The organism is Streptomyces sp. NPDC090088 (assembly GCF_044747345.1).
In the GTDB taxonomy this organism is placed as follows: Bacteria; Actinomycetota; Actinomycetes; order Streptomycetales; family Streptomycetaceae; genus Streptomyces.
Genome location: NZ_JBIVDZ010000001.1, coordinates 1,501,011 through 1,522,740, shown reverse-complemented (window position 1 = coordinate 1,522,740; position 21,730 = coordinate 1,501,011). Strand labels below are relative to the sequence as shown.

General features: G+C 71.4%; 17 protein-coding genes. 4 read left to right on the top strand and 13 right to left on the bottom strand.

What is annotated here, in order from left to right; translation table 11 throughout:
- Nucleotides 1-5: 5 nt before the first annotated feature.
- The 11 genes from ftsZ to rsmH form a co-directional block, all read right to left on the bottom strand.
- Nucleotides 6-1,202: a cell division protein FtsZ gene (gene ftsZ / locus ACIPSJ_RS06715; protein WP_359209637.1), complete on the bottom strand. Its 1,197-nt coding sequence runs from the start codon at nt 1,200-1,202 to the stop codon at nt 6-8.
- A 280-nt stretch (nt 1,203-1,482) separates the two neighbouring features.
- Complete coding sequence (locus tag ACIPSJ_RS06710; RefSeq protein ID WP_401344596.1) at nt 1,483-2,280, bottom strand: cell division protein FtsQ/DivIB; 798 nt, start codon at nt 2,278-2,280, stop codon at nt 1,483-1,485.
- A gap of 29 nt (nt 2,281-2,309) precedes the next feature.
- Nucleotides 2,310-3,398, bottom strand: coding sequence for an undecaprenyldiphospho-muramoylpentapeptide beta-N-acetylglucosaminyltransferase (gene murG / locus ACIPSJ_RS06705; protein WP_355707916.1), 1,089 nt, complete (start codon nt 3,396-3,398; stop codon nt 2,310-2,312).
- 6 nt (nt 3,399-3,404) lie between these two features.
- On the bottom strand, nt 3,405-4,760 hold the full coding sequence (ftsW, locus tag ACIPSJ_RS06700; protein ID WP_401344089.1) for a putative lipid II flippase FtsW: 1,356 nt from the start codon (nt 4,758-4,760) through the stop codon (nt 3,405-3,407).
- Nucleotides 4,761-4,826: 66 nt separating this feature from the next.
- Nucleotides 4,827-6,260, bottom strand: coding sequence for a UDP-N-acetylmuramoyl-L-alanine--D-glutamate ligase (murD, locus tag ACIPSJ_RS06695; protein WP_401344087.1), 1,434 nt, complete (start codon nt 6,258-6,260; stop codon nt 4,827-4,829).
- Entirely contained in the window at nt 6,242-7,312 is a 1,071-nt protein-coding gene (mraY, locus tag ACIPSJ_RS06690) for a phospho-N-acetylmuramoyl-pentapeptide-transferase (protein WP_355708256.1), read from the bottom strand. Before mraY ends, murD begins: the two co-directional genes overlap by 19 nt.
- Nucleotides 7,312-8,739, bottom strand: coding sequence for a UDP-N-acetylmuramoyl-tripeptide--D-alanyl-D-alanine ligase (gene murF / locus ACIPSJ_RS06685; protein WP_359209629.1), 1,428 nt, complete (start codon nt 8,737-8,739; stop codon nt 7,312-7,314). Before murF ends, mraY begins: the two co-directional genes overlap by 1 nt.
- 28 nt (nt 8,740-8,767) lie before the next feature.
- The gene (locus ACIPSJ_RS06680; protein ID WP_359209626.1) at nt 8,768-10,432 is read right to left on the bottom strand and encodes a UDP-N-acetylmuramoyl-L-alanyl-D-glutamate--2,6-diaminopimelate ligase; all 1,665 of its coding nucleotides are present in this window, start codon (nt 10,430-10,432) and stop codon (nt 8,768-8,770) included.
- Between the two features lie 55 nt (nt 10,433-10,487).
- Nucleotides 10,488-12,479: a penicillin-binding transpeptidase domain-containing protein gene (locus tag ACIPSJ_RS06675; RefSeq protein WP_401344085.1), complete on the bottom strand. Its 1,992-nt coding sequence runs from the start codon at nt 12,477-12,479 to the stop codon at nt 10,488-10,490.
- A 5-nt stretch (nt 12,480-12,484) separates the two neighbouring features.
- On the bottom strand, nt 12,485-13,024 hold the full coding sequence (locus ACIPSJ_RS06670) for a septum formation initiator family protein (protein ID WP_401344083.1): 540 nt from the start codon (nt 13,022-13,024) through the stop codon (nt 12,485-12,487).
- A gap of 42 nt (nt 13,025-13,066) precedes the next feature.
- The gene (rsmH, locus tag ACIPSJ_RS06665; protein WP_401344081.1) at nt 13,067-14,023 is read right to left on the bottom strand and encodes a 16S rRNA (cytosine(1402)-N(4))-methyltransferase RsmH; all 957 of its coding nucleotides are present in this window, start codon (nt 14,021-14,023) and stop codon (nt 13,067-13,069) included.
- Nucleotides 14,024-14,379: 356 nt separating this feature from the next.
- Between rsmH and ACIPSJ_RS06660 the strand changes: the two genes are divergently transcribed.
- The 4 genes from ACIPSJ_RS06660 (at nt 14,380) to ACIPSJ_RS06645 (ending at nt 20,003) form a co-directional block, all read left to right on the top strand.
- Nucleotides 14,380-14,928, top strand: a complete 549-nt coding sequence (locus tag ACIPSJ_RS06660; RefSeq protein ID WP_359209614.1) for a carbonic anhydrase — start codon at nt 14,380-14,382, stop codon at nt 14,926-14,928.
- A gap of 289 nt (nt 14,929-15,217) precedes the next feature.
- Entirely contained in the window at nt 15,218-16,258 is a 1,041-nt protein-coding gene (locus ACIPSJ_RS06655) for a MoxR family ATPase (protein WP_355707898.1), read from the top strand.
- Nucleotides 16,258-17,607 (top strand): DUF58 domain-containing protein, encoded by a 1,350-nt coding sequence (locus ACIPSJ_RS06650; RefSeq protein WP_401344079.1) that lies wholly within the window; start codon nt 16,258-16,260, stop codon nt 17,605-17,607. The genes ACIPSJ_RS06655 and ACIPSJ_RS06650 overlap by 1 nt, the downstream gene beginning before the upstream one ends.
- Nucleotides 17,604-20,003: a DUF3488 and DUF4129 domain-containing transglutaminase family protein gene (locus tag ACIPSJ_RS06645; protein WP_401344077.1), complete on the top strand. Its 2,400-nt coding sequence runs from the start codon at nt 17,604-17,606 to the stop codon at nt 20,001-20,003. Before ACIPSJ_RS06650 ends, ACIPSJ_RS06645 begins: the two co-directional genes overlap by 4 nt.
- Nucleotides 20,004-20,159: 156 nt before the next feature.
- On the opposite strand, the gene ACIPSJ_RS06640 is transcribed toward ACIPSJ_RS06645, so the two are convergent.
- Together ACIPSJ_RS06640 and ACIPSJ_RS06635 are read right to left on the bottom strand one after the other, a co-directional pair.
- Nucleotides 20,160-20,549, bottom strand: coding sequence for a DUF3040 domain-containing protein (locus ACIPSJ_RS06640; protein WP_401344075.1), 390 nt, complete (start codon nt 20,547-20,549; stop codon nt 20,160-20,162).
- Nucleotides 20,550-20,826: 277 nt separating this feature from the next.
- Nucleotides 20,827-21,597, bottom strand: a complete 771-nt coding sequence (locus ACIPSJ_RS06635) for a methyltransferase (protein ID WP_355707890.1) — start codon at nt 21,595-21,597, stop codon at nt 20,827-20,829.
- Between the last annotated feature and the right edge of the window lie 133 nt (nt 21,598-21,730).

Below are 21,730 nucleotides of genomic sequence, written 5' to 3'. Positions count from 1 at the left end.
AAGGATCACTTGAGGAAGTCCGGTACGTCCAGTTCCTCGGCCGCGCTGTCCGAGTAGGAACGCGACGGCGGGACCGGCGGGGCGACCGGGATGTCGGCGACCGGCTCGGGCGCCGGCTCCGGCTCCTCCTTGGGGGTCACGCTGCCGAGCGAGCCGAAGGACGGGCGGGACTCGGGCTGCCGTACCGGAGTCGGCTCGTCGCGGCGGGCGGAGGCCGAGGAGGAGCCGAGCACGTTGTCCCGGCGGGCCGGGGGCTGGCCCCCGTCGAAGCCGGCCGCGATGACCGTGACCCGGACCTCGTCGCCCAGGGCGTCGTCGATGACCGCGCCGAAGATGATGTTGGCCTCGGGGTGGGCGGCCTCGCTCACCAGCTGGGCGGCCTCGTTGATCTCGAACAGGCCGAGGTCGGAGCCGCCGGAGATGGAGAGCAGCACGCCCCGGGCGCCGTCGATGGAGGCCTCCAGGAGCGGCGAGGAGATCGCCATCTCGGCGGCGGCCACCGCGCGGTCGTCGCCGCGGGCCGAGCCGATGCCCATGAGGGCCGAACCGGCCTCGGACATGACCGACTTCACGTCGGCGAAGTCGAGGTTGATGAGACCGGGCGTGGTGATGAGGTCGGTGATGCCCTGGACACCGGAGAGCAGGACCTGGTCGGCCGACTTGAAGGCGTCGAGCACCGAGACCTGGCGGTCCGAGATGGACAGCAGCCGGTCGTTCGGGATGACGATGAGGGTGTCGACCTCTTCGCGGAGCTCGGCGATGCCGTCCTCGGCCTGGTTGGCCCGGCGCCGTCCCTCGAAGGTGAACGGGCGGGTGACCACGCCGATGGTGAGGGCGCCCAGCGAGCGCGCGATGTTGGCCACGACGGGCGCGCCGCCGGTGCCGGTGCCGCCGCCCTCGCCGGCCGTCACGAAGACCATGTCGGCCCCCTTGAGGACCTCCTCGATCTCCTCGCGGTGGTCCTCGGCGGCCTTGCGGCCGACGGCCGGGTTGGCGCCGGCGCCGAGCCCGCGGGTGAGTTCACGGCCGACGTCGAGCTTGACGTCGGCGTCGCTCATCAACAGCGCCTGCGCGTCGGTGTTGATGGCGATGAACTCGACGCCCTTGAGGCCGACCTCGATCATCCGGTTGATGGCATTGACACCACCGCCGCCGACACCGATGACCTTGATGACTGCGAGGTAGTTCTGCGGTGCTGCCACGTCGAAGGCCTCTCGCCTCGAATTAACGTCGCCGTCCACGAGCGGTGCCCCGCGCGGGGACGGCAGATGCCGAATGGGACGGTCCGTAGCGCCGACCCGAACCCTAAGCCTGAAGTTTAGGGTTACCAGTGTGTCTGTTCCCTGGAGTCTTCTGAACAGGACACTAAGTCGACAAGTGGCGCCCGTTCAACGAACACGCCGAACCTCCCGTTTTTCTTTTCACCCTATGTGATCAGCCATAGCGGTGCCCAACCAGGGTGCTGGCCTGCGCTGATGTGCGTCAACTCGCCGATGACGCGGGGGCGGTGGGAACGCTCACGTCGAAGTGCCGGGCACCGGAAGCGGCTTTCATGAGTGCGCTGAGAGTACGCGCCTTGGCGGCGCCGTTCTCGGCACTCCCCCACTCGACGGTGCGCCCGCCGCTCAACTCCAGCGAGATGTCGTCGTAGGAACGGACCTTGAGGGTCGCGGTGTCCCGGCGGACGGCGGCCGGAATGGCACCCGCGACCTGGACCGCCTCCCGCACCAGCCGGTCGGTGCCGAAGCGGCGCAGGCTCGCGGTGGCCGAACCCGATCGGGACAGAGTCAATTCCAGCGCCGGAACGCCTTTCGGCGCCTGCGAAACCGTCGCGAACCGGACGCCTTCCTTGTCCACTTCGGCGAAGTTTCCGCCCTTTCCGATGAGCAGAACCGGGGTGCGCTCGGTGATTTTCAGCCCGATTCCACGAGGCCAGGAACGGACGACGTCGACCACGTCGATCCGGGGCAGTCTCCGGCGCAGCCGGGCCTCGATGCCGTCCGTGTCCACGGAGATCATCGGAGCCCCGACCGGGACGTCGGCGGCCTCCAGCACCTGCTCCGGCGTCAGAACGGCCGTACCGGACACGGAGACGTGCCGAACGCGCAGCCACGGAGAGCCGTACAACAGCCAGACGGAACCGGATCCGAGGAGCACCACGGCGAGGGCCAGAATGACGATCATACGAAAGCGGCGGTTGCGCAGCCGCCGAAGGAGCGGCGGGCCGGACGACTCCCGCTGGCGTTCACCGCGTTCGGCGGTGGTGGTCGGTCCGGCCACGCTGCTCACTTGCCTTTCGTCATACAGTCCTAGCGGCTTGAGGCGATCGCCTCGTACACCATGCCGACGAGCAGGTCGTCGGCGTCCCGGCGGCCGAACTCGCTTGCCGCGCGGGACATCTCGTACAGCCGGTGGGGGTCGGCGAGCACGGGCAGGACGTTCTGCTGCACCCACTCCGGGGTGAGCTCCGCGTCGTCGACCAGGAGGCCGCCGCCGGCCTTGACCACCGGCTGGGCGTTCAGACGCTGTTCGCCGTTGCCGATGGGCAGCGGGACGTAGGCGGCCGGGAGCCCGACGGCGGAGAGTTCGGCGACGGTCATCGCGCCCGCGCGGCAGAGCATCATGTCGGCGGCGGCGTACGCGAGGTCCATCCGGTCCAGGTAACTTACCGGGATGTAGGGGGGCATCCCCGGCATCTGGTGCACCTGCGGCAGTTCGTTCTTCGGGCCGACCGCGTGCAGGATCTGGATGCCGGCCTGCTGGAGCCAGGGAGCGACCTGCTGGACGACCTCGTTGAGCCGGCGGGCGCCCTGGGAGCCGCCGGAGACCAGCAGCGTGGGCAGGTTGGGGTCCAGGCCGAAGCGGTGCCGGGCCTCGGGACGGGCGGCGGCCCGGTCCAGGAGGGAGATGGAGCGGCGCAGCGGGATGCCGATGTAACGGGCGTCGCGCAGCTTGCTGTCCGGGGTGGAGACGGCGACGGCGGCCGCGTACCGGGAGCCGATCTTGTTGGCGAGGCCGGGGCGGGCGTTGGCCTCGTGGATCACGATCGGCACGCCGAGGCGCTTGGCGGCGAGGTAGCCGGGCAGGGCGACATAGCCGCCGAAGCCGACGACGCAGTCCGCCTTGGTGCGCTCCAGGATCTGCTCGGCGGCCTTGATGGTGCCGCGCAGCCGGCCGGGGACGGTGATCAGCTCGGGGGTGGGCCTCCGGGGCAGCGGCACCGCCGGGATCAGCGCCAGCTCATAGCCCCGCTGCGGGACGAGCGTGGTCTCCAGGCCGCGTTCCGTGCCCAGGGCCGTGATCCCCACGGTGGGGTCCTGCCTGCGCAGGGCGTCCGCGAGGGCGAGCGCGGGCTCGATGTGGCCGGCGGTCCCCCCACCAGCGAGTACGACATGCACCGAAATTCACCGCTCTCCGGACGGGCGCGCCGCCGGGGCGCGCCGTCGCATCGTGTTCCATCTCCGAGGTCCGCGAGGACCCCCGGCTCCCCGCTTTCTACCAAAGCGAGGTTGCCGCATCGCAAGCGCCGCCCGCGCAGCGGGCTCGTCGCGTGCGAAGGCGATCAGCAGCCCGATGGCGAACATGGTCGGCAGCAGGGCGGAGCCTCCGTAGGAGAACAGCGGGAGGGGGACGCCGGCGATCGGCAGCAGGCCGAGCACCGCACCGATGTTGATCACCGCCTGGGCGGTGATCCAGGTGGTCACGCCTCCCGCGGCGTACCTCACGAAGGGGTCCTCCGTGCATCCGGCCACGCGGATACCCGCATAGCCTAGAGCCGCGAAGAGGGCCAGTACCGACAGCGTCCCCGCCAGGCCCAGTTCCTCACCGGTGACGGCGAAGATGAAGTCGGTGTGGGCTTCGGGGAGTTGCCCCCATTTTTCCACACTCGCGCCGAGCCCGGATCCGAAGAGCCCGCCGCTGGCCAGGGCGTAGATGCCGTGCACCGCCTGCCAGCAGTCGGCGACGCCGGTCTTGGGCTCGGTGGCGCCGATGCAGGCGAGCCGGGCCATGCGGTTGGGGCTGGTCTTGATGAGGATCACCCCGAGCACGCCCGCGATGGACAGCACCCCGGCGAACAGCCGGGTCGGCGCCCCCGCCAGCCACAGCAGGCCGAACAGGATCGCCGTCAGGATGATCGCCGTGCCCATGTCGCCGCCGAGCATGATCAGCCCGAGCAGCAGGAAGCTGACCGGGACCAGCGGCACCAGCATGTGCTTCCACTGGGTCAGCAGCCGCTTCTCCTGTTTGCGCGCCATCAGGTCCGCGCCCCAGAGCACCAGGGCCAGCTTGCCGAACTCGCTGGGCTGGATCTGGAAGGAGCCGCCCAGGGAGATCCAGTTCTGGTTGCCGTTGACCGACATCCCTATCCCCGGCACCTGCACCAGCGCCATCATGAAGACGGCTCCGGCGAGGATCGGGTAGGCGAGCGCCCGGTGCAGTTTCACCGGCATCCGGGAGGCGACGAGCAGCAGCACACCGCCGATGCACGCGGCCAGGAACTGTTTGCGGAAGAAGAACGAGCCCGGCAGCGACATCTGCAGCGCGGTGATCTGGGAGGCCGAGTAGACCATCACCAGACCCAGCACGATGACCAGCAGGCTGCCGCCGAGGATCAGGTAGTAGGCGGTCAGCGGCCGGTCCCAGGCCCGCTGGGCGCGCGTGTAGAGCCGCCGCAACGGGTTGTCCCGCCGTGAGCGGGAGGCGGCGGGCCTGCGGACCGCTCGCTGTACGGGCGGGCGGCCGGTGCGGCTACCGGGCATCAACGCCTCCGCTGAACGTCGACCGTCCCACGCGTCCCTCCCATGGTCGCCCGGCAGGCGGCCGGGTCAGGCTCCGAGTCCGCGAACAGCCTGGGCGAACGCGTCACCGCGCTTGTTGTAGTTGGCGAACATGTCCATGGAGGCACAGGCGGGGGCGAGGAGCACCGTGTCGCCCTCGACCGCCAGCCGCCGGGCCTCCTGGACCGCCGCGAGCATCGCCCCAGTGTCGGTCCGGTCGAGGTCGACGACGGGTACCTCCGGCGCGTGTCGCGCGAGGGCGTCCCGGATGAGGGCGCGATCGGCGCCGATGAGCACCACCCCGCGAAGTCGCTTCGCCGACTTGGCGACCAGCTCGTCGAAGGTCGCGCCCTTCGCCAGCCCGCCCGCGATCCATACGATCGACTCGTACGACGCCAACGAGGCCTCCGCCGCGTGGGTGTTGGTGGCCTTGGAGTCGTCGATGTAGGCGACCCCGTCCACGTCGGCGACGTGCGCGATGCGGTGGGCGTCCGGGGTGAAGGCGCGCAGCCCGTCCCGTACGGCCGTCGAGGGCACCCCGAAGGCCCGCGCGAGGGCCGCCGCCGCCAGGGCGTTGGCGATGTTGTGCGGGGCCGGCGGGTTGACGTCGGAGACCTCGGCCAGCTCCTGGGCGTTCTGGTGCCGGTTCTCGACGAAGGCCCGGTCGACCAGGATGCCGTCCACGACACCGAGTTGGGACGGCCCCGGGGTGCCGAGGGTGAAGCCGATGGCCCGGCACCCCTCCTCCACGTCGGCCTCCCGGACCAGCTCCTCGGTGAGCTTGTCGGCGACGTTGTAGACGCAGGCGACCCGGTTGCCCTCGTAGATACGGCCCTTGTCCCTGGCGTACGCCTCCATGGAGCCGTGCCAGTCCAGGTGGTCCGGGGCGAGGTTGAGCACGGCCGCCGAGTGGGCGCGCAGCGAGGGCGCCCAGTGCAGCTGGTAGCTCGACAGCTCCACCGCCAGGACGTCGTACTCCTCGTCGCCGAGGACCGCGTCGAGCAGCGAGACGCCGATGTTGCCGACGGCGGCCGTGCGCAGGCCCGCGGCCTTCAGGATCGACGCCAGCATCTGGACGGTGGTGGTCTTGCCGTTGGTGCCGGTGACGGCCAGCCAGGGGGCAGCGTCGGGGCCGCGGAGCCGCCAGGCCAGCTCGACATCCCCCCAGATGTCGACGCCGGCCGCGCGGGCCGCCGTGAACAGCGGCTTGTCCGGCTTCCAGCCGGGTGCGGTGACGATCAGTTCGGTGCCCTCGGGCAGGGTGGCGCCGTCGCCGAGGCGCACGGTGATGCCGAGCGCCTCCAGCTCCGCGGCCTGTTCACGCGCGCGTGCGTCGTCGCCGTCGTTGACGACCGTGACGATCGCGCCGCGCGCGTGCAGCACCTTCGCGGCCGGGACGCCGGAGACGCCCAGCCCGGCGACGGTGACGTGCTTGCCCTGGAGTTCCGGGGACACCGAGGAGGTCACTTGTCCGCTGCCCATCCCGCGTAGAAGAGGCCAAGTCCGACAATCACACAGATACCTTGAATGATCCAGAAGCGGACCACCACAAGTACCTCGGACCAGCCCTTGAGTTCGAAGTGGTGCTGGAGTGGTGCCATCCGGAAGACGCGCTTGCCGGTGAGCTTGAAGGAGCCGACCTGGATGACGACCGACATGGTGATGAGGACGAACAGACCGCCCATGATGGCCACGAGGATTTCCGTACGGGACAGGATCGCCAGGCCGGTGAGGACACCGCCGAGCGCCAGCGAACCGGTGTCGCCCATGAAGATCTTGGCCGGCGAGGTGTTCCACCACAGGAAGCCGAGGCAGGAACCCATCAGCGCGGAGGCGATGACCGCGAGGTCCAGCGGGTCGCGCACCTCGTAGCAGGCGTTGGGGTTGGTCAGGGTCGTCGCGTTGGCGCAGGACTCCTGGAACTGCCAGACGCCGATGAACGTGTAGGCGCCGAAGACGAGCACGGAGGCGCCGGTGGCGAGGCCGTCCAGACCGTCCGTCAGGTTCACGCCGTTGGACATCGCCAGGATCATGAACAGCGCCCAGACCACGAACAGCACCGGGCCGATGGACCAGCCGAAGTCCGTGATGAACGACAGCTTGGTGGAGGCCGGGGTGTTGCCGCGGGCGTCGGCGAACTGCAGCGAGAGCACCGCGAAGGAGATGCCGACGATCAGCTGGCCGGCCATCTTCGCCTTGGCCCTGAGGCCCAGCGAACGCCGCTTGACGATCTTGATGTAGTCGTCGAGGAAGCCGACCAGGCCCATCCCGCACATCAGGCCCAGCACCAGCACACCCGAGTACGTCGGGGTGTAGCCGGTGATCACCTTGGACAGGAAGTAGGCGGCGACCGTCGACAGGATGAAGGCGATACCGCCCATCGTCGGCGTACCGCGCTTGCTGGCGTGCTCACGCGGGCCGTCGTCACGGATGTACTGCCCGTAGCCCTTGCGGGCGAGGAGCTTGATCAGCAGCGGGGTGCCGATCAGCGTCAGGAAGAGACCGATGACACCCGAGAACAGGATCTGCTTCATCATCGGGCATCAACACCCTCGGCACCGGCCTCCAGGAGCGCCTGCGCAACGCTCTCCAGGCCCACCGAACGTGACGCCTTCACGAGGACGACATCCCCCGGGCGCAACTCGCTGCGCAACAGGTCGACCGCCGCCTGTGCGTCGGACACGTGCACCGACTCCTCACCCCACGAACCCTCGTTATATGCGCCCAGTTGCAGCCAGGAGGCTTCCACTCCCCCGACGGCGACGAGCTTGCCGACATTGAGCCGGACGGCGAGCCGTCCGACCGCGTCGTGCTCGGCGAGCGCCTCGTCCCCGAGCTCGGCCATCTTGCCGAGCACCGCCCACGTGCGTCCCCCCTTGGCCTGTGAGGCTGTGCCCATGGCCGCGAGCGCGCGCAGCGCGGCTCGCATGGACTCGGGGTTGGCGTTGTAGGCGTCGTTGACGATGGTCACGCCGTCCGGGCGCTCGGTGACCTCCATACGCCAGCGGGAGAGGGAGCCAGCCTCGGAGAGCGCGGTGGCGATCTCTTCCGCGGACATGCCCAGCTCATGGGCGACGGCGGCCGCGGCGAGCGCGTTCGACACGTGGTGCTCACCGTACAGGCGCATGGTCACATCGCTTGCACCGGAGGGTGTGTGAAGGCTGAACGCGGGCTGTCCCGTGTCCGTGAGTCGTACGTTCTCGGCCCGTACGTCCGCTTCGGCCGACTCTCCGAAAAGGACCACCTTCGCCTGGGTACGGGAGGCCATGGCCCGCACCAACGGGTCGTCGGCGTTGAGGATCGCGACCCCGCCGTCCTCGGCGGCCGGCAGTGCCTCCACCAACTCGCCCTTCGCCTGGGCGATCTGCTCCCGGCCGCCGAACTCGCCGATGTGGGCGGTGCCCACGTTGAGGACCAGGCCGATCTTCGGGGGCGTCAGATCCGTCAGGTACCGGATGTGGCCGATGCCGCGGGCCCCCATCTCCAGCACCAGGAACTTCGTCTCCTCGGTGGCGGACAGGGCGGTCAGCGGCAGCCCGATCTCGTTGTTGAGCGAGCCGGGCGTGAACACGGTCGGCGCCTTGGTGCGCAGCACCTGGGCGACGAGGTCCTTGGTGCTGGTCTTGCCGGCCGAGCCGGTGAGGGCGACGAGGGTCGCGCCGAGCCGTCGTACGACATGACGGGCCAGGGCGCCGAGGGCCCGCTGGACGTCGTCCACGACGATCGCGGGCACGCCGACGGGGCGCGACGCCAGTACGGCGACCGCGCCCTGCCCGACGACCTGGGCCGCGAAGTCGTGGCCATCGACCCGCTCGCCCACGAAGGCGGCGAACAGGCTGCCCGGTCCCGCCTCGCGGGAGTCCCGGACGACCTCCCCGGTGACCTGGACGGACGGATCCGGTATGTCGTGCGTCTGCCCGCCGACGACTTCTGCGATCTCGGCGAGAGAGAGGGCGATCACAAGTTCATCCCCTGGGTCTTCTGGATTTTCATCCCTGGGTCTTCTGGATGGCTTCGCGAAGGACCTGGCGGTCGTCGAAGGGACGGATCACGCCGGCGATGTCCTGGCCCTGCTCATGGCCCTTGCCGGCGACCAGCACCGTGTCGCCGGGGTGCGCGCGGGCGACTGCGGCCTGGATCGCGGCGGCCCGGTCCTCGAAGAGGAGCACCTCGCCGCGCTCGTGGGCGGGCACCGAGGCGGCGCCTTCCAGCATGGTCGCGAGGATGGCGAGGGGGTCCTCGGAGCGGGGGTTGTCGGAGGTGAGTACGGCCGTGTCGGCGAGCCGGGCCGCCGCGGCGCCCATCGGGGCCCGCTTGGTGCGGTCGCGGTCGCCGCCGCAGCCGAGGACGATCAGCAGCCGGCCCTTGGTGACCTTGCGCAGGGCCCGCAGGACCGACTCGACGGCGTCCGTCTTGTGGGCGTAGTCGACGACCGCGAGGTAGGGCTGTCCGGCGTCCACGCGCTCCAGGCGGCCCGGCACGCCCGGCACGGCGGCGATGCCGTCGGCGGCGGTCTGCGGGTCGAGGCCGGCGGCGGCGAGGGCGACGATCGCGGCGAGGGTGTTCGCCACGTTGAAGGGGCCCGGCAGCGGCGACTTGGCGGCGATCCGGACGTCCTCGGGCCCGACGACGGTGAACGTCGAGTCCATCGGGCCGATGTGGACGTCGGTGGCGCGCCAGTCGGCGTCGGGGTGGCCCTCGGCGGAGTAGGTGACGACCGGGACGGAGGCCTCCCGGGCGAGCCGGCGGCCGTACTCGTCGTCGACGTTGACCACGCCCCGTCTGCTGCGTTTCGGGGTGAACAGCTGTGCCTTGGCCCGGTAGTAGTCCTCCATGTCGGAGTGGAACTCCATGTGTTCCGGGCTGAGGTTGGTGAAGACGGCGATGTCGAAGACACAGCCGTCGACCCGGCCGAGGACCAGGGCGTGGCTGGAGACCTCCATGGCGACCGCCTCGACGCCGCGCTCGCGCATGACGGCGAACAGCGCCTGGAGGTCGGTGGCCTCGGGGGTGGTGCGCTCGGACTTGATGCGCTCGTCGCCGATGCGCGTCTCGACCGTGCCGATGAGTCCCGTGTTGCGGGTCGACTTCAGGCCACCCTCGACCAGGTAGGCCGTGGTGGTCTTGCCGGACGTGCCGGTGATGCCGATCTGGAGCAGGTCGCTGCCGGGACGGCCGTAGATGGTGGCCGCGAGTTCGCCCATCCGCGCCCGCGGGTCGTCCACGACCAGGACCGGCAGGCCGGTCGCGGCGGCGCGCTCGGCGCCCGTCGGGTCGGTCAGCACGGCGACCGCGCCGAGGCCGGCGGCCTGGGCGACGAAGTCGGCGCCGTGCAGCCGGGCGCCCGGCAGGGCGGCGTACAGGTCGCCGGGGCGGACCGCGCGCGAGTCATGGGTGATGCCCGTGACCTCGGCGGTGTCGCCCGCGGTGGCCGGCTCGGCGGCACCCAGCTGGTCGGCGAGCTCCGCGAGGGGTGTGGCGGAGATCTGAACCGGCCTGGGCGGCCCCGGATATGTCACGGAAGCGCCCTCCTGGGTGGTTTGGGACTGATCAGCATGTGGCACGGCGGTGAGCGTACCGGGCGCACCCGCCGGGGAGCGAAGTGAGGGGCGCGGGACGCCGTGGTTCCCGGGATCGGGGGTGATCGTTGTCACGAGCTCGTTCCTGGTGGTCTGTGCGAGAGCGCTGCGGTGCTGATCAGGGCTTGTGTCAGGGCTTGTAGTCGACGGGCAGGTTCGCCGCCTTGGCACCGGTCGGCGGGACCTGGAGGGTCTTGAGGGCGAACTCCATCACCTGCTTGTAGATCGGGCCGCAGATCTGGCCGCCGAAGTAGCTGCCGGAGGTGGCGTTCTGGATGGCGCAGTAGACGGTGATGCGGGGGTTGTCCGCGGGCGCGAAGCCGGCGAACGACGAGGTGTAGCCGCGGTACTTGCCGGTGGCCGGATCCACTCGGTTGGCAGTGCCGGTCTTGCCCGCGACGTTGTAGCCGGGGATGGCCGCCTTGGCGCCGGTGCCCTGTTCGTCGTCCACCACGGACTCCAGCATCTCGGCCAGGGTCTTGGCCGTCTTCGCGCTGATCACGCGGGTCTTCTTGGGCTGTGCGGCCGGGGTGAAGTTGCCGTCGGCGCCCTTGGTGCCGCGCACCAGGGTCGGGTCGACGCGGACCCCGCCGTTGGCGATCGTCGAGTAGACGGAGGCCGCCTGCATGGCGTTGATGGAGAAGCCCTGGCCGAAAGGAATCGTGTACTGCTGCGAGGTCGACCACTTGTTCGGCGCGGCCAGGATGCCCCTGGTCTCACCGGGGAAGTCGAGCCCGGAGTAGCTGCCGATGCCGAACTTGCGCAGATACGAGTAGAGGGCCTGGTTGGCCTGTTCCTGGGTCTTGCCGAGCTGGCCGGTGGCGAGGATGGTGCCGATGTTGCTGGACTTGGCGAGCACGCCGTTGAGCGTGAGGTACCAGGTCGCGTGGTCGACGTCGTCCTTGAAGAGCCGGTCGCCGCGGTGCAGCCGGTTGGGCACCACCACATGGGTGAGCGGGGTGGCGGCGTTCTCCTCCAGTACGGCCGCCATGGACATCACCTTGGCCGTGGAGCCGGGCTCGTAGGCGTCCTGGAGGGCCGCGTTGCCCATGTCGGCGGAGTCGGCCGTCGACAGGTCGTTCGGGTCGAAGCCGGGCGAGTTGGCCATCGCCAGGATCTGCCCGGTCCTGGTGTCCTGGACGACCACGTAGCCGCGGTCCGCCTTGGACTTCTTGACCTGCTCGGTGATGGCGTTCTGCGCGGCCCACTGGATGTCGCGGTCAATGGTGAGCTCGACGTCGGAGCCGGGCACGGCCGGGGTCTCGGTGGAGCCCGCGGTGGGCACCTCGCGGCCGCCGGACTGGGCGTAGCGGATCTTGCCGTCCTTGCCGGTCAGCTGCTTGTCGAGCTGCTGCTCGATCCCGCCGCCGCCCTTGCCCTCGGCGTTGACCCAGCCCAGTATCCCGGCGGCCAGGTCGCCGTTCGGGTACACGCGCTGGCTGCTGGGGTCGGCGAAGACGCCGGCCAGCGCGTTGACGGTGTTGTCGTCGGTCCCGGCCTTGGCGGTGAGCGCGGCCTTCAGGTCCTTGATCTGCTTCCAGACCTGCGGGGTCTGCCGGGTCGCGAGCCGGACGTAGCGCAGGTCCTTGTTCGCGGGCCGCAGCAGCTTGACGAGGCTGGCCTGGTCCTTGCCGAGGATGGGGGCGAGCAGCGCGGCGGCCTGCTCGGGGCCGTCGTCCACCTTGAGCTGCTTGCTGGTGAACATCGTGGGGTCGGCCGTGATGTCGTACGCGTCCTCGCTGATCGCCAGCGCCACGCCGTTGCGGTCGGTGATCCCGCCGCGCTCGGCGGCCAGGGTGTGCACGACGTACCGGTTCAGCTCGGCCTTCGCCGCGTAGGCACTGGCGTCGACGGCCTGGACCTGGAGAAGGCGTCCGACGAAGACCAGGAGGACGAGGGTCAGGGCGAGGCCGACCATGCGCAGCCGGGGGCGGGGGCTGCCGAGCCGCAGGGCGGGGGCTGCCGGGGAGCGCGGGGTGCTCGGGCGGCGGACCGGGCGGGCGCCGGGCCCGGGGCCGGAGCGGCTGCGGACGGTACCCCTGGGGTCCCGGGGCCGGGGCGGCTTGGCGGGGCCGGGCACGCGGCGGCGCGGCGGCTGCCTGTCTCCAGAAGTGTCGGGCACTTCCGTCACCTGCCGGGGGTCGGGGTCGGGGATGTCACGGGCGTGAGGGCCGGGGTGGGCGTCGGCGCGGGGACCGACACCGGCGTCACCGGCGCGGAGGCGGTGGGCGTCGGGGTGGGTGCGGCCGTGGACCGCGTGCCGATGACCTCGGGGGCGGGCGGCACGGTGGTCTGCCGGAGGGCGGCCGGGCTGGGGACGCCCTTCACGGTGCCGTCGGGGCCGAGGAAGGCCGGGTCGCCGCCGGGGACCATGCCGAGCTCACGGGCCCGGCGCTGGAGGGCGTCGGGGGCGGAGTAGGCGTCGATGTCCCGCTGCAGGGCCTGCTCCTCGTCGGTGAGGTTCTTGGTCTGCTTCTGCAGGTCGTCGAGTCTGAACGAGCCCTCGCTGAGCGCCGAGTTCAGCACCAGCAGGCCGATCAGGCCGCCGCCGAGGAGCAGCACGACGAGCAGGACGAACGGGGTGCGGGCGGCCTGGCGGGCACGGCCGGCCGGAAAGAGCCGGGCGAGCCGGGCGGCCCGTCCCTTCAGCTCGGGTTTCCTACTCACGTGTCCTCCGGTGGGTGCCCAGCGTCCTCTCGCTCACACGGCTCATTCAATGGACTCCCTGATCCGCTGGGCCCCACGAAGACGCGCCGGAGCGGCGCGTCGGTTCTCGGCGACCTCTTCCTCGGTGGGAAGTTCGGCACCGCGCGTGAGCAGCTTGAGCCGCGGCTGGTACTGCTCGGGCACGACCGGCAGCCCGGGCGGCGCGGTGGTGGCGGCGCCGGCCGCGAACACCTGCTTCACCAGACGGTCTTCGAGCGAGTGGTACGACAGCACCGCGATCCGTCCACCGACCGCGAGGGCCTGCACGGCGGCCGGGATCGCCCTTTCCAGGACCGAGAGTTCGCCGTTGACCTCGATGCGCAGGGCCTGGAAGGTGCGCTTGGCGGGGTTGCCGCCGGTGCGCTTGGCGGCCTGCGGCAGCGAGTCCCGGATCAGCTCGACGAGCCGGGCGCTGTTGGTGAACGGCTCCTTGGCGCGCTCCCGGACGATCGCCGAGACGATCCGCTTGGCCTGCTTCTCCTCGCCGTACGCGTACAGGATGCGGACGAGGTCACCGGCCGGGTAGGTGTTGAGTACATCGGCGGCGCTGATGCCGGTCGTCTGGTCCATGCGCATGTCCAGGGGCGCGTCCTGGGCGTAGGCGAAGCCGCGGTCGGCCTCGTCGAGCTGCATGGAGGAGACCCCGAGGTCGAACAACACGCCCTGCACGCGCGCGATGCCGAGGCGTTCGAGTACGTCGGGGAGTTCGTCGTAGACCGCGTGCACCAGGGTGGCGCGGTCACCGAAGGGGGCGAGCCGCTCGCCGGACAGGCGCAGGGCCTCCTTGTCGCGGTCCAGGGCGACCAGGCGGGCCTCGGGGAAGCGGGTCAGCAGCGCCTCGCTGTGGCCGCCGAGACCGAGGGTGCAGTCGACGACCACGCTTCCGGGCGCCTCCAGGGCGGGCGCCAGCAGATCCAGGCACCGCTGGAGCATCACCGGGACGTGTCGACTCTGGCTCAAGGGGGCCTCTCAGTTCCGGCACGGGGGGACGCACCGCCGGGTCCCCGCCCGCTCGGTACGCGCGCCGCGCACGTGGGGAGACGGCCCGGGCGCCGTGCCGGGGTCTCCAGGGGATTTCACCAGCGGGGAGAGCCTCGCCTCCCGCTTCGCGTCACTTTAGTCCACCGTGTCGCGCGGTCAATCAACCGGCCTGCGCGTCGCGTACGGCATCGCGTCGGGGGTGGCAATTGGAAAGGAATCATCCTTACAGCCCCGCTTTGCCCTCCGTGTGGGTTAGCTCACAACAAGCCACGATGACGTTCTTTGTCCCCTCTCACAGGAGGCCGTGACCAGCCGTGACCAGTAACGTCATGACTATGACGACTTCCGCAGCAGTTCCCACTGGATCCGAAGGCGCCATAACCACGGACGGCACCGTGACGGATCGCCTGGTCGACGCCAACCGCACCTATGCCGATGCCTTCACCGACCCCGGAATGGACGCCCGGCCCGTGCTGCACGTGGCCGTGGTGGCCTGCATGGACGCACGTCTGGACCTGCACAAGGCGCTGGGCCTGCAGCTCGGCGACTGCCACACCATCCGCAACGCGGGCGGCGTGGTCACCGACGACGTGATCCGCTCCCTGACCATCAGCCAGCGCAAGCTCGGCACCCGCAGCATCGTCCTCATCCACCACACCGGCTGCGGCCTGGAGGCCCTCACCGAGGACTTCCGCACCGAGCTGGAGATGGAGGTCGGCCAGCGCCCGGCCTGGGCGGTGGAGTCCTTCCGCGACGTCGACCAGGACGTACGGCAGTCGATGCAGCGGGTGCGCACCTCGCCGTTCCTGCTCCACGCCGACGACGTCCGCGGTTTCGTCTTCGACGTCCGCACCGGCCTGCTGCGCGAGGTCGACCCGGTCTGACCCGCCACCCGTCCCGCCCCCTCCCCCGACCGCGCGCAGCAGGACGCGCACCCCGGATCCCCCACGCGGAAAGCTGTCGGCCCGCTGTCGAATAGGCCACCGAAAGGCCGTAAGACCGACATACTGCGGGCAGTTGTCCACAGGCGAGTGACACGAATCGGTAACGGCAGCAAGAATGCGGTGTGAGACGTCGCGCGGAACCATTCACGCGCGGTGTCCGTGATTCGGGGTGGGCCGGTTGTGCGAGACGATGCGCCGGTCCGGGCAATAACGGGCCGAGGAGGGCCGGGTGACGACCTATGACGATCGAGCGAGCCTCACTGATCTGACTGCCACTGTGGAGCGGGTCCGCAGTTCGGTGGAGGGTGTGATCGAGGGCAAGCCCGAGGTCGTACGGCTTTCGCTGACCGTGCTGCTCGCCGAGGGACATCTTCTGATCGAGGACGTCCCGGGCGTGGGCAAGACGATGCTGGCGAAGGCGCTGGCACGGTCCATCGACTGCACCGTGCGGCGGATCCAGTTCACCCCCGACCTGCTGCCGTCGGACATCACCGGCGTGTCCATCTGGGACCAGCAGCGTCGGGACTTCGAGTTCAAACCGGGTGCCATCTTCGCCCAGATCGTGATCGGCGACGAGATCAACCGCGCCTCGCCGAAGACCCAGTCCGCGCTGCTGGAGTCGATGGAGGAGCGGCAGGTCACCATCGACGGGCAGACCTATGAACTGCCCAGCCCCTTCATGGTGGTGGCGACCCAGAACCCGGTCGAGATGGAGGGCACCTACCCGCTGCCCGAGGCCCAGCGCGACCGCTTCATGGCCCGGGTCTCGGTCGGCTACCCCAGCGTGGAGGCCGAGTTGCAGATGCTCGACATCCACGGCGCGGTCAACCCCCTGGACGACCTCCAGCCGGTGGCCCACGCCCATGACGTGGTGAAGCTGATCGACGCCGTGCGCGGTGTCCACGTGGCCGAGCCGGTCCGGCGGTACGCGGTGGACCTGGTCTCCGCCACCCGCACCCACCCCGACCTCAGACTCGGCGCCTCCCCGCGCGCGACGCTGCACCTGCTGCGCGCGGCGAAGGCGTCCGCCGCCCTGAGCGGCCGGGAGTACGCGCTGCCGGACGACGTGCAGGCGCTCGCCGTGGCGGTCCTCGCCCACCGGCTGCTGCCCACCGCCCAGGCCCAGCTCAACCGGCGCACCTCCGAGCAGGTCGTCCAGGAGATCCTGCAGTCCACCCCGGTGCCGGCGGCCACCCAGCAGCAGACCGGCTTCGGCGGTCTGGGCCGGGGCGTGCCGGCGTATCCCCAGCAGCCCCCGCGGAGTCTGTGATGGGCACCCCGGCGGAGGCGGACCGCGGGGAGACCGGCGGGATCCGCACGGCCCTGGCCGGGCTGACCACCCGTGGCCGCTCCTTCCTGGCGGCCGGTGTCGCGGCGGTGATCTGCGCGTACATACTCGGCCAGCAGGATCTGCGCCCGGTCGGGCTGCTGCTCGCCGTGCTGCCGCTGATCTGCGCGGCCGTGCTCTACCGCACCCGCTACCGGGTGGCCGGCAGCCGCCGGCTCTCCCCCGCGCGGGTGCCGGCCGGCAGCGAGGCCCGGGTGCATCTGCGGATGGACAACGTCTCGCGGCTGCCCACCGGCCTGCTGATGCTCCAGGACCGGGTGCCCTACGTCCTCGGCCCGCGCCCCCGCTTCGTCCTGGACCGGGTGGAGCCCGGCGGCCGTCGCGAGGTGTCCTACCGGGTCCGCTCGGACCTGCGCGGCCGCTATCCGCTGGGACCGCTCCAGCTGCGCCTGACCGACCCGTTCGGCATGTGCGAACTGACGCGTTCCTTCTCGACGTTCGACACCCTGACCGTCATCCCGAAGGTCGAGCCGCTGCCGCCGATCCGGCTCAGCGGCGAGGCGAGGGGGTACGGCGACGGGCGGCAGCGCTCGCTGGCCCTGGCCGGCGAGGACGACGTGATCCCGCGCGGCTACCGCTACGGCGACGACCTGCGCCGGGTGCACTGGCGCTCCACCGCCCGCTACGGCGAGCTGATGGTGCGCCGCGAGGAGCAGCCGCAGCGCGCCCGCTGCACGGTGCTCCTCGACACCCGGGGCGGCGCCTACGAGGGCGCGGGTCCCGACTCGGCGTTCGAGTGGGCGGTGTCCGGCGCCGCCTCGGTCCTGGTCCACATGCTCGAACGCAGCTTCTCGGTCCGGCTGCTGACGGACTCCGGCAGTTCGGTGCCCGGCGAGGGCGCCGACGGTTTCACCGGCTCCGGCCAGGAGTCGGCGGACGCGGCCGGGCTGATGATGGACACCCTCGCCGTGATCGACCACTCGGACGGCACCGGCCTGTCCCGGGCCTACGACGTGCTGCGCGGCGGGAACGAGGGGCTGCTGGTGGCCTTCCTGGGCGACCTCGACGACGAACAGGCGGCGGTGGCCGCGAAGATGCGCCAGCGCAGCGGCGGTGCCGTGGCGTTCGTGCTGGACCCGGACACCTGGGTGCGGGAGCCCACCGACGTGCCCCCGCCGGGCAACCCGCACGAGGAGCGGCTGCGGATGCTGCGCGAGGCCGGCTGGACGGTGCTCGGCGTGGAACGCGGCGCCTCGCTGACCGAGCTGTGGCGGCAGGCCGACCGGGAGCGCACCTCGATGGCCGCGGCGGCCGGGGAGACACGGCGATGAGCGGACGAGCCCGGCTGGCCCTCACCGCGGCGGCGGCGACGCTGCTGGCGTCCTGCGCCCTGCTGCCCCTGGTCGCCCCGTGGACCTGGATGTTCCAGGCGATCTTCCTGGTGGCGATCCAGACCGGTGTGGGCGCGGCGGCCCGCCGGGTGCCGCTGGCCCGGTCGCTGACCGTGGCCGCGCAGGCCCTGGTCACGCTGCTGATGCTGACCCTGGTCTTCGCCCGGGAGCACGCCGTCCTCGGGCTGATCCCGGGCCCGGACGCCTTCCGGTACTTCGCCGACCTGCTCCAGCAGGGCTCCGAGGACGTCAGCCAGTACGCGATACCCGCACCGGTGACGGACGGCATCCGCCTGATGCTGCTCGGCGGGGTGCTGATCGTCGGGCTGCTGGTGGACACCCTCGCGGTGACCTTCCGCAGCGCGGCCCCGGCCGGGCTGCCGCTGCTCGCGCTGTACTCGGTGGCGGCCGGACTGACCGACAACTCCGCCGAATGGCTGCTGTTCCTGATCGCGGCGGCCGGTTACCTGATGCTGCTGCTCGCCGAGGGCCGGGACCGGCTCTCGCAGTGGGGCCGGGTGTTCGGCGGGGTGTCACGGACCCCCGGCGGACCGGACAGCGGCGCGGCCCCGGCGCGCTACGGCGGCCGCATCAGCGTCGCCGTGCTCGGCATCGCCGTGCTGGTCCCGTCCTTCGCGATGCCGTCGATCCAGGGCGGCCTGCTGGACGGCACCGGGGCCGGGGTCGGGGTGGGCAACGGGAACGGCGGCACGATCTCCGCGGTCAACCCGCTGGTGTCGCTGCGGGACAGCCTCAACGTGGACGAGGACCGCCAGGTGCTGTCCGTGCGGACCTCCACCGACGACGTCTCCGACCTGTATCTGCGGATCGTCTCCCTGGACGACTTCGACGGCACCACCTGGAAGCCGGCCCAGCGGCACATCACGAACGTGCCGGACAAGTTCCCGACCCCGGCGGGCCTCGGCGGCGACATCAAGCGGACCGCGGTGCGCACGACGATCTCGGCCGCCGACTGGTACGCCCAGGACTGGCTGCCGATGCCGTACCCGCCGAGCGGGGTGAAGGTGGCCGGCACCTGGCGGTACGAGCCGGTCGGGATGACCCTGGTCGGCGACCACGGGCAGAACACGCGCGGTGAGACCTACCAGGTCACCAGCCTGGACGTGCAGCCGACGGCGGAGCAGCTGGCCGCGGCGCCGGAGCCGACGGCGGCCATGAAGCGGGACTACACCAAGGTGCCCTCCTCGCTGCCCTCGGTGGTGGCGCAGACGGCGAAGGAGGTCACCGCGGGCTCGGCGAACCACTACGAGGAGGCGGTCAAGCTCCAGGACTACTTCGCGGTGACCGGCGGCTTCCAGTACGACACCCAGGTGCAGGTGGGCCGGGGCGAGGGCGCGATCGCGAACTTCCTGAAGCAGAAGCGCGGCTTCTGTGTGCACTTCTCCTTCGCGATGGCCGCGATGGCCCGCACGCTGGGCATCCCGGCCCGGGTCGCGGTGGGCTTCGCGCCCGGCACCCCGCAGGCCGACGGCACGGTCTCGGTGGGCCTGAAGGACGCGCACGCCTGGCCGGAGCTGTACTTCGAGGGCGTGGGCTGGACCCGCTTCGAGCCGACCCCCACCCGGGGCACGACCCCGTCGTACACGGTGTCGGACACCCCCGGCTCCTCCGTGCCGAACGAGGCCCTGCCGTCCAAGGGCGCCTCGGCGGCGCCGTCGGCCTCGGCCTCGGAGAGCGCGAGCTGCACGCCCCAGCTGCGCAGGCAGAACGCCTGCGAGAGCCCGTCGTCGGCCGCCGCGGCGGCACGCGATGACGACAACTGGTGGGGGCGGCTGCAGGGGTCGCTGACATGGCCGTTGCTGGTGCTCGCCGCCCTCGCCGTGCTGGCGCTGCCCCTGTCGCCGATGCTGTGGCGGCGCGTGCTGCGCGCGAGACGGCTCGGCGGGTACGCCCGTACCCCGGAGGGCGTGGTGGCGCACACGCTGGCGGTCTGGCAGGAACTGATCGACACGGCCTGGGACTTCGGCATCCTGCCGGACGAGTCGCTGACCCCGCGCAACGCGGCCGCGCGGATCGTCCGGCTCGGGCACCTCGACCCGGTCACGGAGGCCTCGGTGCACCGGGTGGCGGACGCGGTCGAGCAGGTGCTGTACGCGCCGCGGCCACAGCCGACGGCCGGGCTCGCCGAGGACGTCCGCCGGGTGGTGACCACCCTGGGGGCCACGGTCGGCACCCCGGTCCGTCTCAGGGCGACGCTCGCCCCGCGGTCGCTGGTGCGCGTGGTGTGGGCGGCCTCGGCGGGATGGGCACGGCTGCGGGAGCGCACGGCGGCGGCCCGGCCGGCCTCGCGCAGGCCGTCGGGGCAGCGAGGCTGACGAAGGAGGGCTGCCGTCGGACCGACCGGACCGACGGCAGCCACCGCCACAGCCACAGCCGATCATCACGCATCGTGCATCACGCGTTGGGCAACGGCTGAGGGGTGACCGCCCGGTGGCGGTCACCCCTCAGTCACGCTCTGTTCGGCGGAGCCGTCAGTGGCCCTGTTCGTCGCGGCGGCGCTGCCAGCGCTCCTCGATGCGGTCCATCATGGAGCGCTTCGGCCGGCTCTGACGACGGGCCTGCGGGCCTCCCGCGGGCTGCTCGCCGGGCTTGGGGGCCTTGCGCCAGCCGGTGACGGCGAGTACCGCGCAGCCCAGCATGACGAGGAAGCCCACCACGCTGACCCAGATCTGCAGCGTGACCATTCCGGCGATGAGGAGCGCGATACCCACGAGGAAGCCGGCCGCCGCCTGGTAGACCCGTCGCCGGGTGTACGTCCGCAGGCCGCTTCCCTCAAGCGCTGTCGCGAACTTGGGGTCTTCGGCGTACAGCGCTCGCTCCATCTGCTCAAGCATTCGCTGCTCGTGCTCCGAGAGCGGCACGGCGTCCTCCTCATCGTGCAGTCGCCGGGGCGACCCGGGGGGTCCCTTCAGGATAGGCAGGGAATCGCCCCCGTGAAACCCGCCCCTCTAGGCCAATTGGCCAACCGGAACCCGCCATGGCCGTTCCGACTCGCTGAAGCTTCCATTCCCCAGCGGCCGGTCCGTCATGCCGGGCGGTCTCCCTCGATCATACGGCGCAAACCCCTCGATCGGGGGGCCTGTGGCGTACTCCATCCGCTGTCGAGCCGCTGATCAGCGGGCTCGTCCCAGGAGGATCTCAGGCCCCGGCGGCACCCGCGGTCTCGCCGAGCACATGCAACTGGGTGGCCACGGCATGGAACGCCGGCAGCTCGGCCGCGGCGGCCTCCAGCTTGAGCAGGGCGTCGAGGGCGCCGGGTTCGGTGTCCACGAGGACGCCGGGGACCAGGTCGGCGAAGACCCGGACTCCGTGCACGGCGGCTACGGCCAGGCCCGCGCCCTCGACCAGGCCGGTGAGCTGCTCGGCGGTGAAGCGGCGGGGCATGGGGTCGCCGGTGCCCCAGCGGCCGTCGGGATCGGCGAGGGCCTGCCGGGCCTCCGTGAAGTGCCCGGCGAGGGCGCGGGCGATCACGGCGCCGCCGAGCCCGGCGGCGAGCAGGCTGAGGACGCCCTCGGGGCGCAGGGCGGCCACCGTGTTGCGTACCCCCTCGGCCGGGTCGTCGACGTACTCCAGGACGCCGTGGCACAGCACCGCGTCGTGGCTGCCGCGCTCGACCACGTCGAACAGGCCGAGGACGTCGCCCTGGACGCCCTTGACCCGGTCGGCGACGCCGGCCTCGGCGGCGCGGCGCTCCAGCGCGAACAGCGCGTTCGGGCTGGGGTCGACGACGGTGACGCGGTGGCCGAGTCGGGCGAGCGGGACGGCGAAGTTGCCGCTGCCGCCGCCGGTGTCGAGGACGTCCAGCGCGTCCCTGCCGGTGGCCTTGACCCGGCGGTCCAGAGCGTCCTGGAGGACCTCCCAGACCACGGCGGTACGGAGAGAGGCGCGGGGTCGTGTGGGGTCCGGCACGGCAGTTGACTCCTCGGCGCGGCACCGCCTGTTGCCCGGCGGCGCGAACTCGGTGCCTCCCCGGCCCGGGTGCGGGAGGAGGGGAGGCTTCAGGCGTTCTCCACCCTATTGCCTCCGCCGCCTCACCCGGTCC